General features: G+C 55.0%; 14 protein-coding genes. 9 read left to right on the top strand and 5 right to left on the bottom strand.

The genetic code is table 11. The features are described 5' to 3' along the window. Positions 1-7 precede the first annotated feature (7 nt). The 7 genes from ACUVOF_RS19390 to ACUVOF_RS19360 all read left to right on the top strand — a co-directional run bounded on the left by ACUVOF_RS19390 (position 8) and on the right by ACUVOF_RS19360 (position 6,838). A complete protein-coding gene (locus tag ACUVOF_RS19390; protein ID WP_447045900.1) occupies positions 8-1,189 on the top strand; it encodes an alpha/beta fold hydrolase in 1,182 nt (393 codons plus the stop codon). A 66-nt stretch (positions 1,190-1,255) separates the two neighbouring features. Beyond that, a complete protein-coding gene (gene pcaQ, locus ACUVOF_RS19385) occupies positions 1,256-2,188 on the top strand; it encodes a pca operon transcription factor PcaQ (RefSeq protein WP_447045899.1) in 933 nt (310 codons plus the stop codon). 88 nt (positions 2,189-2,276) lie between these two features. Further along, the gene (gene pcaH / locus ACUVOF_RS19380) at positions 2,277-3,008 is read left to right on the top strand and encodes a protocatechuate 3,4-dioxygenase subunit beta (RefSeq protein WP_447045898.1); all 732 of its coding nucleotides are present in this window, start codon (positions 2,277-2,279) and stop codon (positions 3,006-3,008) included. 16 nt (positions 3,009-3,024) lie between these two features. Then, a complete protein-coding gene (gene pcaG / locus ACUVOF_RS19375; protein WP_447045897.1) occupies positions 3,025-3,669 on the top strand; it encodes a protocatechuate 3,4-dioxygenase subunit alpha in 645 nt (214 codons plus the stop codon). A 324-nt stretch (positions 3,670-3,993) separates the two neighbouring features. Then, positions 3,994-5,019, top strand: coding sequence for a TRAP transporter substrate-binding protein (locus ACUVOF_RS19370; protein ID WP_447045896.1), 1,026 nt, complete (start codon positions 3,994-3,996; stop codon positions 5,017-5,019). Between the two features lie 12 nt (positions 5,020-5,031). Then, positions 5,032-5,559, top strand: a complete 528-nt coding sequence (locus ACUVOF_RS19365) for a TRAP transporter small permease (RefSeq protein ID WP_447045895.1) — start codon at positions 5,032-5,034, stop codon at positions 5,557-5,559. Further along, positions 5,549-6,838, top strand: a complete 1,290-nt coding sequence (locus tag ACUVOF_RS19360; protein WP_447045894.1) for a TRAP transporter large permease — start codon at positions 5,549-5,551, stop codon at positions 6,836-6,838. Before ACUVOF_RS19365 ends, ACUVOF_RS19360 begins: the two co-directional genes overlap by 11 nt. Before the next feature lie 3 nt (positions 6,839-6,841). Here the strand turns inward: ACUVOF_RS19360 and ACUVOF_RS19355 are convergent, their stop codons facing one another. Then, positions 6,842-7,747, bottom strand: a complete 906-nt coding sequence (locus ACUVOF_RS19355; protein ID WP_447045893.1) for a helix-turn-helix domain-containing protein — start codon at positions 7,745-7,747, stop codon at positions 6,842-6,844. A gap of 146 nt (positions 7,748-7,893) precedes the next feature. Between ACUVOF_RS19355 and pobA the strand changes: the two genes are divergently transcribed. Beyond that, positions 7,894-9,078, top strand: a complete 1,185-nt coding sequence (gene pobA / locus ACUVOF_RS19350; RefSeq protein WP_447045892.1) for a 4-hydroxybenzoate 3-monooxygenase — start codon at positions 7,894-7,896, stop codon at positions 9,076-9,078. Positions 9,079-9,233: 155 nt separating this feature from the next. Further along, positions 9,234-9,761: a large-conductance mechanosensitive channel protein MscL gene (gene mscL, locus ACUVOF_RS19345; protein WP_447045891.1), complete on the top strand. Its 528-nt coding sequence runs from the start codon at positions 9,234-9,236 to the stop codon at positions 9,759-9,761. A gap of 78 nt (positions 9,762-9,839) precedes the next feature. Here mscL and ACUVOF_RS19340 read toward each other — a convergent pair whose 3' ends face one another. From ACUVOF_RS19340 to hemC, 4 genes are read right to left on the bottom strand one after another with little or no spacing between them, the layout of a single operon-like run. Continuing rightward, positions 9,840-11,111, bottom strand: coding sequence for a heme biosynthesis HemY N-terminal domain-containing protein (locus tag ACUVOF_RS19340; protein ID WP_447045890.1), 1,272 nt, complete (start codon positions 11,109-11,111; stop codon positions 9,840-9,842). Then, positions 11,108-12,649 carry a uroporphyrinogen-III C-methyltransferase gene (locus ACUVOF_RS19335; RefSeq protein ID WP_447045889.1) on the bottom strand — a complete coding sequence of 514 codons (1,542 nt, stop codon included), beginning with the start codon at positions 12,647-12,649 and terminating at the stop codon, positions 11,108-11,110. The genes ACUVOF_RS19340 and ACUVOF_RS19335 overlap by 4 nt, the downstream gene beginning before the upstream one ends. 13 nt (positions 12,650-12,662) lie before the next feature. Then, positions 12,663-13,442 (bottom strand): uroporphyrinogen-III synthase, encoded by a 780-nt coding sequence (locus ACUVOF_RS19330; protein ID WP_447045888.1) that lies wholly within the window; start codon positions 13,440-13,442, stop codon positions 12,663-12,665. After that, entirely contained in the window at positions 13,439-14,383 is a 945-nt protein-coding gene (gene hemC / locus ACUVOF_RS19325) for a hydroxymethylbilane synthase (protein WP_447045887.1), read from the bottom strand. Before hemC ends, ACUVOF_RS19330 begins: the two co-directional genes overlap by 4 nt. Between the last annotated feature and the right edge of the window lie 133 nt (positions 14,384-14,516).

The raw sequence follows: 14,516 nt of genomic DNA, 5'->3' as shown, positions 1-14,516 counted from the left end.
GGCCGTCATGGCATTTCATAGCATCAACGGCCGCAGCGTGGCCTATCGGCTGCTCGGCTTGGAAGTGAATCCACTGGTCGTGCTGGCACATCCGCTGGGCATGAGCCAAGCGGTGTGGGACGACATCATTCCCGCGTTGTTGCCCCGTTACCGGGTATTGACCTGGGATCTACCCGGCCACGGCGCCAGTCAAGCGGTCAGCGGAGCACAAATCACCCCCGCTGATCTGGCCGCCGAAGCCTTGGCATTGGCAGAACTGGCGAGTGCTGAGCGTTTTCACTTTGCCGGTACCTCTATTGGTGGTGTGGTGGGACAGCAGCTGATTGCCGAGCATGGTGATCGTCTGCTCTCTGCTACGCTGACTAATACCGGCGCAGTGATAGGCAATCCGGATCTCTGGAACACTCGCGCAGGCCGCGTGCGCCAGGAAGGGTTGGCGGCGCTGTCTGAAGAAATTGTGCCGCGCTGGTTTGCCCCAGCGGCGTTTGAAGCAAGCCCGGCGCTGAAAGCGGGATGGTGCGTACAAATGGGCCGTGGCGACGATGAGTCTTACGCCCAGCTGTGTGAAATGCTCGGCCGCGACACGTTCACTGGAAAGCTCTCCGGCAAGCACGTCCCTAATAAGGTCAGGATACAGCTGTTTGGCGGTAGTGAAGATATGGCCACACCGCCTGCGACGCTGGAAGCGCTGGCAGTGGAGCTCGATGGCGTGCCGCTCGAGGTTTTTGACGGTGTGGGCCATGTGCCCTCGGTAGAAGTCCCAGCGCTATTCGCACAAAAAATACTTGCGGTGCTCGCCGTCGATTTAGGCGACGTAGCGAGCCATGGTGTGCCTTACGACACCGGCCTGGAGACCCGCAAGCAGGTGTTGGGAGAAGCACATGTTGAGCGCTCGACCGCCAACGCCAACAGCCTGGATGCCCCCTTCCAGCAGATGATTACCCGCCTGGCCTGGGGCGAGCTGTGGAGTAACGACGACTTAACCCGTCGCGAGCGCAGCATGATCACCACCGGCATCCTTGCAGCACTTGGCCGTGAAGAACTAACGCTGCATCTAAAAACCGCCAAGCGTATTGGCCTCAGTGAAGCCGAGCTGCGCCAAGTGCTGATGCACGTAGCCATTTACAGCGGTGTACCAGCGGCGAATCACGCCTTTGCTCTTGCCAAAGAGCTGGGTTGGGGCGAGTAAAGCGCCACTCGCTGTACACGTGTTGACAGGGTATCCTCATAACCAAAGGGTTATTGTGAGGGTGTTATGCTAAACACGCGTATAAAGCTACGTCACTTGCAGGCGTTTCTCGAAGTGGCGCGGCAGCGAAGTTTTGCCCGCGCCGCTGAACGCCTCGCAATTACTCAGCCGGGCATATCCAAAACCATTCGTGAGCTGGAGGATACCCTCGCTGTCCAGCTATTTGAGCGTACTCCCCGTGGTGTTTCCCTTACCCAGGCTGGGCTGACACTGCTGCGACATGCAGGCCCGGCAGTGCGCGCGCTGGAGGAGGGCGTCGACGCTATTCAGGCCGTTCAAACAGGCTCTCACTGGTTGCGCGTAGGCACTCTATCTACGGTGGAAAGTCGTCTTTTACCTGAAGCTCTGCGGCGCTGGCAGAGAAATACCACCATCGAACGAGGGGCACAGGTAGTTACCGGTACCAGCGCCTTTCTGCTTTCGCGTTTGCGGCGCGGGGAGCTGGATGTGGTGGTAGGCCGAATGACAGAAGCGCGCGAAATTCATGACCTAAGCTTTGAACACCTCTATTACGAACGTCTCCAGCTAGTGGTTCGCGCAGGGCACCCGTTACTGCTCGAACAGGCGTCAGGTGCCGATAACCTCTGCGCCTACCCCTGGATTGTGCCACCGCCGCAAACCACGCTCCGCCAACAAGTCGATAGCTTTTTTGTACGTCATGGGCTTACGCTGCCTGCCCAACGCATTGAGACACTGTCGTTAGCGCTTGGACAGCGTTATGCGCTTACCGGCGATGCTATTTGGGTAGCGCCGGAAGAGGCGGCGCGCTCAGCCCTGGAGCGCAGAGAACTTTGCGAACTTGCTCTGCCCTTAGAGCTCCATGGCGGTTCCGTCGGGGCATGTATCAACCGTTCACTGCGTCCTACCCTGGCCATTGAAACGTTCTGCGAAGCGTTGCGGGAAGTGGCTGCCGACGTCGTTAAAAGACATAACCTATAGGTTATGAGGGTTGGATAAGTTATTAATTGGCAGGTGGTGTGTTAACCATGACACTAATACCGTCTGTTTCAATCCTTGAGATACCTGTATGTCAAATGATAATAACCGCTTTGTGACCCGTGACCGGAACTGGCATCCACCTGCCTACGCGCCGGGTTATAAAACCTCGGTACCGCGCTCGCCGCAGCAGGCGCTGGTGAGTATGCAGCAACCGACCGCCTCCGAACTGACCGGCCCCGATTTCAGTCACCTGCGTATGGGGCCCCACGATAACGATCTACTGCTGAACTTCCGCCAGGATCCTGCGCAGAACGGACTCCCTCAGGGGGAGCGGATTATCATGTTTGGCCGAGTGGTTGATCAGTTTGGTAAGCCGATACCTCATACGCTAGTGGAAATGTGGCAGGCTAATGCAGGCGGTCGCTACCGCCACAAAAACGATAAGTATCTGGCACCGTTAGATCCTAACTTCGGCGGTGTAGGTCGCTGCTTGACCGATGAGCAGGGTATGTACCGTTTTCGCACCATCAAGCCTGGCCCCTACCCCTGGCCCAATGATGTGAACAGCTGGCGACCGGCCCATATTCATGTGTCGGTAACCGGGCCTTCCATTTCTACCCGTTTGATTACTCAGATGTATTTTGAAGGCGATCCGCTGATTCCCCTGTGCCCTATTGTCCATACGCTCAGAGATCCTGACGCAGTGGAAACAATGATCGGCCGGCTGGATATGGCCCATAGCAAACCGATGGACTGCTTAGCCTATCGCTTTGACATCGTAGTGCGCGGCGAACTGCAAACCTACTTCGAAAACCAGTAAGGCCAGGGGGAACATCATGAAGCAACCCGCTATTCAGCCCAACACGCAGCCGACCAGCGCGCTAATGCTGCGTGAAACCGCCTCGCAAACCGCTGGCCCCTACGTGCATATTGGTCTGGCGCTTGCTGCGGCAGGCAACCCGGTGCGCGATGAAGAAATCTGGAACGAGATGGCCAAGCCTGAGGCCGAGGGTGAGCACATCGAAGTGGTCGGAACGGTCATCGACGGCAACGGCGACCTGGTGCGCGATGCCTTTATTGAGGCATGGCAAGCCGATGTTTACGGCGATTACCAAGCCGATTACGATCTCAGCAAGCCGTTCAATAGCTTCGGACGTACCGCGACGACGTTTGATCACGGTAGCGAGTGGTCATTAACCACTATCAAGCCCGGCGCGGTAAAGCACCCCAGCGGCCAACCAATGGCCCCGCATATCAACCTTACGCTGTTTGCCCGCGGGGTGAATATCCACCTGCAAACGCGGCTCTACTTCGATGATGAAGCGGAAGCGAACGCCCAGTGCCCGGTGCTCACGCGCATCGAATCACCGGCACGCCGCCAAACCCTGATTGCCAAGCGTGAAGAAGGGGATGGCAAGGTGCGTTATCGCTTTAATATCCGCCTGCAGGGCGAAGGCGAGACGGTGTTTTTTGATTTTTAGCCCTGCCATCGGCATGGGTGATTAATAAAGTTAAAGCGTTACTCATTTATTGGGTAGCGCTTTTTTTATTTGGATTCGACCATGGTCGTGACGTGATATTGTAAAAGTCCAATTATTCGTTGCCATATTACCTTTTGAGATAGGTATGTAGACCGCAACACTTGTGATCTGTGGCAGTATCGACATAAAGGCGTGCGGCGGCGCTTAAACATAGACGAATGTCGATTAGCCCTATGCCGTATAGTGGATTAATGTGGCTCCTTAGAGCGAACTAGTATTCGCTATACGAACACACAATAATCCAAAAAAATCCTGGAGGCTTCTATGAAAATTTCCCTATCTCGGTGTGTGTTGGCGGCAGCGATTGCTGGCCTTACTGTTAGCTCGGCGCAGGCTGAAACCACGCTGCGTATGGCTCACTTTTGGCCTGGCCCTTCAGGTGTTAACGAAGATGTCCTACAAGCGTGGGCGGACACGATTGCTGAAGAGTCGAATGGCGATCTGACGGTTCAAATGTTTCCCGCCGGTACCCTCGCCAAACCGGACTCAATTTATGAAGCCGCTGCCAACGGTATTGCCGATATTGGTGCCACTGCCCAGGGCTATACTGCCGGACGATTCCCTCTCTCCCAAATCGTTGAACTGCCTGGGGTAGCGAGCACGGCAACGCAAGGTGCTTGCGTACTACAGACGCTCTACGACGATGGCCATTTAGACAGCGAATACGAAGACACCCGCCCGCTATTTATGTTTACCACCGGCCCCGGTGGAATTCACACCATCGATACTGACGTGCAAACGCCCGCTGATCTGGAGGGGATGCGTATTCGTCGCCCCACTGCTGTGGCAGGTGAAATGCTGGAAAACATGGGCGCGATCCCGGTAGGTATGCCAGCACCGGATATCTATACTTCCATGCAGCGCGGTGTTATTGAAGGCCTGAGTTTCCCTTGGGAAGGCCTAAAAGGCTTTCGCATTAACGAACTCGTCAACTACCACACCGAAGTGCCGTTCTACACGCTGATTTTCGTTGCGACGATGAACCAGCGTACCTACGATGGCCTGACCCAAGAGCAGCAGGCGATAATCGATAATAACTCAGGCATGAAATGGGCAGAGAATGCCGGTGCCGTCTTTGACCGCCTAGACGTTGAAGGTAAGCAAGAAGCCGCCGACGCTGGCCACACCATTCGTGTAATCGAAAACCCGTTAGACCATCCTGACTGGCAAGAGCCGCTGCAGACGGGGATCGAGAACTACCTTACGCAGCTGGAAGAGCGTGGTTTAGATCAGGCGCGCGATGTCTATCAGGCTGCGCTGGCAGCTAGCGAGTCTTGTAGCGCCCAATAGGGATACTGTTTTATGCAATCTACTCTTTACAGGGCTAGCCATTGGCTGGCCCTCATTTGTCGCTTGGTGGCTGGCATCGCTCTGATTGGGTTGCTGGCGGTGACCATTGCCGATGTCAGTACGCGTTATCTATCGCGTGTAACGGAAGGTGCGATTGCGCTACGCGTTTCCGGTAGTGTGGAGTTGGTCAGCTATTTAATGCTGTTTGCGCTATTGGCAGCGATGGCTGCCAATGTCGAAAAGAGCCAAGTAGTGGTGGAAGCATTCTCTCACCGTTTGCCGCAAGCAGTAAAAAATCGCCTGCAGGGCTTCTTCTTGCTCGGTTTTATGGCGCTAGGGATGATTCTCTTTGTGGGCTTGCTGGATTCAGCGACTGCGGCTAGTCGACATGGGGAAATAACCCAGGACCTGCGACTGCCAATGGGACCCATTTTCCACTTGGCAGCGGTACTTAGCTTACTGCTTGGGTTACGTAGTTTTATTCATGCGTTGCTGGGCATGATTTATGCCACGGGTGAGGAGGCGCCTCATGGGGAGTGAAGCGATTGGCGCTATCGGGCTAGGGCTTTTATTGGTATTGATGATTCTGCGTGTGCCAGTTGCCCTCACGATGTTGATCGTGGGAGTGGTGGGGTTTGCGCAAATCATTAGTTGGGACGCGGCCGTTGCGCAGTTGAAAACGGTGCCGGTAGAAGTGCTCTCCAACTACAGCTTCAGCGCCGTACCTATGTTTATCTTGATGGGCGTACTGGCGGCCCATTCGGGCATGGCCGGTAAGCTGTTTGATTCAACAAGGATTATCTGCGGTGGCTGGAAGGGCGGCCTGGCGATTGCGGCGGTTGGATCCTGTGGCATCTTCTCCGCTATCTCTGGCTCTTCGTTAGCGACTGCGAGCACCATGACCCGGGTGGCATTGCCGGAGATGGAGCGCTACGGCTACAACCGCGGCTTAGCGACAGGCGCGCTGGCCGCTGGCGGCACGCTGGGCATTATGATCCCGCCCAGTATCGCGTTGCTTATCTACGCCATTCTTACCGAACAGTCCGTTGGCGATATGTTCATGGCTGGATTGATTCCTGGCTTGTTAGGGCTGGTGATGTATTCACTAACTATTACGGTAGTGATGTATCTGCGCCCCTCCCTAGCCGTGGCGGGTGAACCCACTGCATGGAAAGAGAAGCTGCTCTCACTGACCGGCTTAGTGCCCTTCTTTGGTGTTTTCCTGGTGATGATTTTAGGTATCTATTTTGGTGCCTTTACACCAACGGAAGGGGCCAGTGTCGGGGCGTTCGCTACGCTGCTTTACGCTCTAGTAAAAGGGATGCGCGGTGCGCAGCTTTGGCATAGCGTACAAGAGACATTAGCACTCTCCGCAGTGGTGTTCTTTATGTTGGTGGGGGCTGAAACGCTCGGTTATTTCATCTCGGTGTCGCGCATTTCGTTCTCTATTACTGACTTGCTCTATGGCATGGATCTCACGCCGATTGTTGTGGTGTTGTGCATTCTGGCACTCTACTTTGTGCTGGGCATGTTCATGGACTCTATTGCCATGCTGGTAATCACCGTACCGGTGGTTTATCCGATTATTCAGGCGATGGGTATCGACCCGGTATGGTTCGGTATTTTGACCGTACTGACCGTTGAGCTGGGATTAATGACCCCGCCAGTGGGGATGAATGTGTTTGTCATAAAAGCAATGGCACCGCATGTCGGGCTGGGGGAGATTTTTAAAGGGGTAACGCCTTTTGTGGTGTCTGACTTGCTACGTTTAACCTTTCTCATACTCTTTCCCGTGCTCTCCACTTTTTTCTTGCTCTAAACGTTATGAATGCTCTTGCGACTGACGAACCCGAAAGTCGCGAGGGGAAAACGTTGTATTACGTTTAAAAAAGCGCGTGAAGTAAGCCGGTTCAGAGAAGCCTAAGCTGTCAGAGACTTGGCCAATGGTCATGTTGGTATAGGTGAGCTGGCGCTTGGCTTCCAGCAGCAGGCGTTCATGTAGCAACTGCAGGGCGCTATGTCCGGCGAGTTGGCGGCAGAGCATATTCAGGTGCGCACTACTCACCCCAATCTGCCCGGCTAACTGCTCAATACTTGGCTGCTCGCGATAGTGCGTTTCGATCAGCGCTTGATAGTGCTCTAAATGCTGCCGCCCTTTGTTGCTTTGGCGGGGGCCGTAGCGCTTTGCCGTGCTGCCGGTATAAGCATAAAGGCGCGATAGCTCGACCACTAAGGCTTGAATAAGTGCTTCGAGTAGGCTGTTCCGTCCAGGGGCCGGTTGGCGGTACTCCTGGTCGACCTGAGACACCAGGGTGGCAATTCGCTCAGTCCGGTTGGCCTGTAGCAGCGGGTAGAAGTCGGCTTTTTTTAGCGTACTGCTTTCACCCATGAGTCCATGTAAATGGTCGGCCAGCGGTTTGGCCAGGGTGATAATGTGCCCCTGTACATCCGGTGAAAAGATAAAGCCGTGGATAGTCATCGCAGGCACCACGATAACGCTGGCGCTCTGCAGATGGTGGCCTGTTCCCTCCAGCTCTAACTCAACGCTACCTTGAGCAATAAACAGGATATGCACCAAGTCGGCATGGCGATGCGGACGTATACGCCAATCATGTAACTGGCTGCGCTCAGGAATGGATTCGCAGTGGAGTAAGTCTGGCGTGGGCCAATGCTGCGTCTCGCCATAGAGCTTAAATACCGGAACGGATGTTGCCGACGAGGCTGGCATCACCTAATTCTCCTATACGACTAAGGTAGAGTGATAAAGCGCTAAATGTCCAATAACTGACCTAGATCATGCCTTATTATGCGGCGTGTTTCATTGAAAAATACAAGTCATAAGTTTTAGATAATGACAATGATGAGGCATCCCCTATGAAAACACAGGTCGCGATTATTGGCGCTGGCCCTTCTGGCCTACTGCTGGGGCAGCTACTCCATCGCCAAGGCATTGATAATGTGATTGTTGAGCGGCGCAGCGGTGATTATGTATTGAGCCGTATCCGCGCCGGTGTGCTTGAGCAAGGTATGGTGGACTTGCTGCGCGAAGCGGGTGTTGACCAGCGTATGGATGAAGAGGGCTTACCCCATGACGGTTTTGAGCTTGTTTTCGACAACCGCCGTGTGCGAGTTGCACTGGATGAACTGACCGGCGGCAGTAAAGTCATGGTTTACGGCCAAACCGAAGTGACGCGGGATCTGATGGAAGCCCGCGCCGCCGCTGGCGCGACAACACTCTATGAGGCGGAAAACGTTCAGCCCCACGACCTGGATAGTGACAACCCCTATCTAACCTTTGAGCACAAGGGTGAAACGGTTAGGCTCGACTGCGATTACATCGCCGGGTGCGACGGCTACCACGGGGTATCGCGCCAGTCGATACCTCAAGATCGCATTAAGGAATTCGAAAAAGTCTATCCGTTTGGCTGGCTGGGTATGCTCTCGGATACGCCCCCGGTCTCCGATGAGCTGATTTACGCGCGTCATGAGCGCGGCTTCAGTCTCTGCAGTATGCGTTCTGCTACTCGCAGCCGTTACTACCTCCAAGTACCGCTAGACGAGAAGGTTGAAGACTGGACAGACGAGCGTTTTTGGGAAGAGCTCAAGCGCCGCTTGCCTGACGAAGTGGCCACAAAGCTGGTCACCGGGCCATCCATCGAGAAAAGCATCGCGCCACTGCGTAGCTATGTGGTCGAACCCATGCAATACGGGCGGCTATTTCTGGTCGGCGATGCGGCGCATATTGTTCCGCCCACCGGCGCCAAAGGGCTTAACCTGGCTGCCAGCGATGTGAATACACTCTATCGGCTAATGGTGAAGGTTTACCAAGAGGGGCGTACAGATTTGATCGAGCGCTACTCGCAAACGTGCCTGAAGCGTATCTGGAAAGCCGAGCGGTTCTCCTGGTGGATGACCTCTATGCTGCATAATTTTTCCGACGAAGAGGATTTCAACAGCCGCATGCAACTGGCCGAGTTGGACTACGTGACTAGCTCTAAAGCAGGGATGACGACCATCGCCGAAAACTATGTCGGCTTGCCCTATGAACCACTGGAATAGTGACTAACCTTTCTCCATTTATCCTCCCCTTGCCCAGGCTGACGCTTGGGCTTTTTGTTTTACTTACTTGTCGCCTAACGCGCTGTCGCCCATGCTCCTAATTGAATAAAGTGGCTCTGGGTGTTGGCTAAAACGAAACGTTAGGACGTTTGAAAATGGCAAAATTTTTCCAGGAATTTCGAGAGTTCGCGGTTAAAGGCAATGTCGTCGATATGGCGGTGGGTATCATTATCGGTGGAGCCTTCACGCTCATTGTAAAAAGCCTAGTGGCGGATGTAATGAACCCGCTAATCGGGCTGCTGGTAGGCGGGGTCGATTTTTCAAATTTGTTTGTGGTGTTGCGCCAAGGAGCGGTGGCTGGGCCTTATGCAACGCTAGGGGATGCCCAAGCCGCAGGAGCGGTAACGCTTAATGTGGGCCTTTTTATCAATGCGGTGGTCAGCTTTACGATTGTCGCGTTTGTGGTGTTCCTGTTGGTGCGCACCATCAACCGGTTAAAGCGGGAAGAAGCGGTGGCGCCAGCAAGTCCTACTGAGCAGCCTTGCCCGTATTGTTTAATGGTCGTGCCGATCAAAGCCACACGGTGTGGTCATTGTACTGCGGCCTTACCATCTCCAGCGGTGACTAACGCATCGGTAGAAACGCGCTCTACAGAGCCGCCTGAAGCCCCACTCGCCAAGTAATGACTAATACGCAAAAGGTGCCTGTGTAAACACCTTTTGCGCAGTCTCACGCGTTTGCGAAGTTCTTAATCAGTCATCTTAAGCGCGTTTTTTGATCGTTTTACCCGTTTTTCCGTCCGGCTTCTGACTATCGCTGGCATCGCTTGGTTGGGGCAGCGAAGGTAGCGACTTGGCTAGCATTTCTACGCTGTGGCGGTAATAAAGCTGACTTTTGTTGTGCTCGCCAAGGCTTGCATAAAGACGGGCAAGTTCAGCGCAGACTACCCCACTGGGGCGTTGACGCTGGCTCGCTTCAAAGTACTCTTGCGCTTTTGTCCATTGGCCAACGCGCAGCGAGAGGCGCCCACAGGTGAGCAACAGTTCGGGGTCGTTGGGGCGCTCCTGTAACCACTTCTCGGCTTTTGCCAGTTGGCGGCCTGCGTCCACATTTAGCAAGCCGTAGCGTTTCACCAAGCGTGCGTCCCAGTGGTGATCCAGCGAGTGATTGAGCAAGCGCTCGGCAATCGGCTCTTCGTTGGCTTGAATCAGCGCTTCGCTGTAAAGCACGATCAATTCGGTATTGCCACGCAAGTAGTCGGGCATATCTGCCCACAGCCCACGTACCCGCTCAATATTGGTGGGGTTTTGGGCTTCAAACACGATTAGCTCGCGGTAGGCTTTAAACTCCAACTGCTCGCGTTCTTGCTGCGTGATTAGCTTTTGCGCCGCCAACCGGGGGATTAAGCGCCGCAGGCCTTCCCAGTCGTTAACACTTAAATGCACCTGCTTGAGTAGCTTGAGCACTTGCGGGTGATTCGAGAGTTTTTTATCCAGGCGGTTAAGAATCGCTAGGGCTTCTTCCGGCTGCTGACGCTCAATCATCATTTGCGCTTGCATCAAGCCAACTGCCGTATCGGCGCCATCGGTGGTGAGCTGCGCTTGGTTGAGATGTTCTTGGGATTTCTCATGATGGCCTTGGTAGTGAGCGGCCAGTGCTGCCGAGAGGTAGTTGACCAGTGGTGTACTGGAATCATCAGCAGTGTTAACCAAGGTTTTTTCGGCTTTTTTCCAACGCCCTTCCGTCAACGCTAACAAACCACGCTGAGTGCGCTGCATGGCGCGCCGGTTACGCGCACGGCTGTTCCAGCTACGAAAGCGCCCCATAGGACGAATAATGCCGCTGAGTAGGCGCAGAACAAAGTGCAGCACGATAAACGCAGCAAACAGCAGCACCAGGCCAAACCAAAACGAGGTTTGGACGGAAGTGTCACCTACACGGATCAGCCAATAGCCGGGCACCGACATCATCAGGTGCCCAAACAGGGCCCCAACGGCAAGCCCGGCGACGATGAGGAGAACGAGCTTTCTCATGCATCACCTCCGCTTTGGTCGCGCGTCTCATGGCGATTTTCGATAAAGCGAGCGAGTTCCTGCTGAGAAGCGCTGATATCCGGCAGTTCCGGTTTTACCTGGGCTTGCTGTAGTTCTTGAAGGCGCGTGATAACGCTTTGTGTCTCTTCGCGAGAGGTATCGTAGTAGTCGTTCAGTAACTGTAGTGCTTGGTCAATGCTCGCCTCGTACAGCTCCGGTTCTTCATTCAGCAGTGCCAGTTGCGACTGTTCCAGCACTAAGCGCAGGCTTTGGCGTAGGTAAGACTCTTGCTCCGGGGTAATCAATGCTTCCAGGGCTTCGTCGTGATGGCGCACCACCACCAAGTCTTTGAGCTCCTCACCGAAGCGCGCCAACTGGCGCTGGAAGGTACCGGTAGGCGGCTCTTCTATACCAGAGGTAACTGCGCGCTCTTCGATTTCTTGTGAGAGACGAAGTTCTGAAATACGCTCTTGCTGAGCATTCAATGCTAAGTAAAGCCCTGTGCGGTCAACCTGGGCCACAGCATCAAGCGCTGCTAACTCATTGGCAATCGCTTCGCGTACGGGGGTCAACGCAGGGTTGTCAGCATCGGCCAAGCGGGCATCGGCAGTGCGCAGGAGCGCGGCCGCACCTTCAACATCGCCTTCAAACTGCAGGCGCTGATTGGCTAAGCGTAGCAGGTAAGCGGCTTCGGCATGCAGCCATTCGCGCTCGTCGGTGTCCTGCTCTTGAGAGAGCTGATCTAGCACTTGCCCCAAGGTTTCATCGACATTGCTACGGTAACTTTCAAATTCGCTGCGCAAGTCACTCAGCGCGCTCTGTAGTGCTTCATCGCGCTCGGCTTCGCCGCTGTCCAGGCGTGACTCAAGGTCGCTAACCGTTTGCTGCGAGGCGCTGTCTTCAGCCTGTTGCGCGACTTCGTCGAGGCGCTGTTGCTGGTTCTCAAAGCGCTGCCAGCCTTGCCAAGCGACAAACGCCAAGGCAATCGCCAGGATGATCACCAGTGCAATCGCGAGGCCGCCACTTTTGCCGCCATTGCTTTTACCGCTACCGTTTTTGCCACCACCGCTCTGGTTGGTGCCGCTGCCTTTGTTACCGGTGGGCGGCGTGGTGCCAACCGATGATTTGTCACTGGTCGGCTTTGACGATGAGGCGCTTGAAGAGGGCGAGCTAGAGGTGGACCCACTTGAAGAAGAAGGGCTTGGTTGAGCTGCACTCGTTGAAGGTGAGGCCACGCTGCTGGCACTCTCTTTAGGCTTGCTAGGTGCGCTCGCGCTGTTAGACGTCGTATCGACAGGTTTAGTCGCGCTGGTAGCCGCTGCTGAACTCGCAGTGGGCGAGCCCTTTCCACGACGCCGCGAACGGCTATTTTTCGCACTGTTTTGCGCAGCCGTCGTTGAGCTCGGTGGTGGGGTCGGCGTACTGGGCTCAGACGCGTCGGTTTTGGAAGCTGCCTTGTCGGTCGTATTAGGGACACCTTGAGAGGCATCGGCGGACGTCGGTTGTACATCGTCCTGATCGTTTACTTGTTTGCTCATCTGTCGCTAGCCTTTAGTAAGTTCCTTGATCGACATCGGCATCCTGTGGGTCGCAGGTCTCCAACGCCGCTATCAACGCAGCTGGCGTTGCTCCCGACGCCACCTTGAGGTCACAAAACCCCAGTATGCCAGCCAGTGTAGCCAAACGGCGACTGGAAACGATTAGCGGTTGGTTCAAAGCCGCCTGATTGCACCATTTTGCCAGATGTTCCAGTAGTTCGCTGCTGGTGACGATCAACGCCCGGTAATTACCTGAAAAAAGGCGCGCCTGCAAAGCAGGGGCAAGGGGTTGAAACCTGCGCCGGTACACGGCAACACGTGTCACCTCTGCCCCCCGCTCGGCAAGCGTTTCGGCGAGCAGTGGTCGACCCCCTTCTCCCGCTACTAATAGAACACGCTGATGGTTCAGTTGCTGCAGCGATGCGAGCGCCAGCAGTGCTTCACTGGTATCTTCGCCCGCCGTGGGCGAAGGCACATGTACACGGACGCCCAGCTGGTTATAAAGCGTGCTCGCGGTGGCGCCGCCGACGCTGTAATAGTCAATACCCACTGGTAGCTGGGGCCAGAAACGATCCAACGCCTCGCTTAAACATAAGGCGGCGAAGGGGCTAATGACTATTATCTTATGGTACTGATCAATATCTAGCCAAATACGCCGCGTAACCGGATCTTCCGGCAATGCTTCGAGCTGCATCACATTGAGTGATTCAACGCTCTCGCCTCGCTCACTTAGCGCAGCGGCTAGCGCTTCACCACGTTCACCTGGGCGGCAGATCAGTACCGGTTGGCTCATATTTCGCGGCCGTAAACCTCAGCTAAAATATCCCCAGCACCCTGGTCAAGTAGCTCTTCGGCAATGCGAATGCCTAACGCTTCTGGCTCATGCATTGAGCCGCGGCCTTCAGCGCGCAGCACTTCGGTACCTTCTGGATTGCCGACTAAGCCACGTAACCATAGGGTTTCATTGTCACTATCCAGCACCGCATGGCCCGCAATGGGTACTTGGCAGCCGCCCTCTAGTCGCGTGTTCATGGCCCGTTCGGCGCGCACACGCGTGGCAGTATCGGCGTCATCAAGCGGGGCCAAAAGCGCAATAAGCTCAGGATCATGCAGGCGGCACTCAATGCCTAGCGCGCCTTGTCCACAGGCGGGCAAGCACACTTCTGGCGGTAGCGCCTGGGCAATCCGCTCATCCAAGCCCAACCGCATAAGGCCGGAGGTGGCTAGAATAATGGCGTCAAATTCGCCGGCGTCTAATTTGCCTAACCGCGTTTGTACATTGCCGCGCAGATTAAGAATTTGCAGATCTGGACGAGCTTCGCGAATTTGCAGGCCACGGCGTAGGCTTGCTGTGCCAATACGCGCCCCTTCCGGAAGCTCATCGATGCTAGCGTAGTGATTAGACACGAAAGCATCAGTAGGATCGGCGCCCTCTAAAATAACGGACAACCCCAGTCCTTCAGGAAAGTGCATCGGCACATCCTTCATGGAGTGGACGGCAATATCGGCACGGCCATCCAGCATGGCGTCTTCCAGCTCTTTTACAAACAGCCCCTTGCCACCAATTTTTGATAGCGGCGTATCCAGAATTTTGTCACCCTTGGTAGAAAGTGCCACAAGCTCGACTTCAAGGCCGCTGTGCTCCGCCATTAGGCGGTCGCGAACGTACTCAGCCTGCCACATGGCCAGTTGGCTTTTACGCGTAGCAATGCGCAGTTTGGTGATAGATAGCACGTTATTCTCCCTATACCGCAGACACGGCGAGTCAAACTATGATACTTGTCATCATAAAGCACCGAGCGTCACAGTAAAAATAACCAGGTTAATTATGCTCTCACGCTGCGTGTCTTTTTCGTCTCCTAGGAAA

The organism is Vreelandella sp. H-I2, assembly GCF_052959335.1.
The sequence above is the reverse complement of the archived record's forward strand: the minus strand, read 5'-3'. Positions and strand labels throughout refer to the sequence as shown.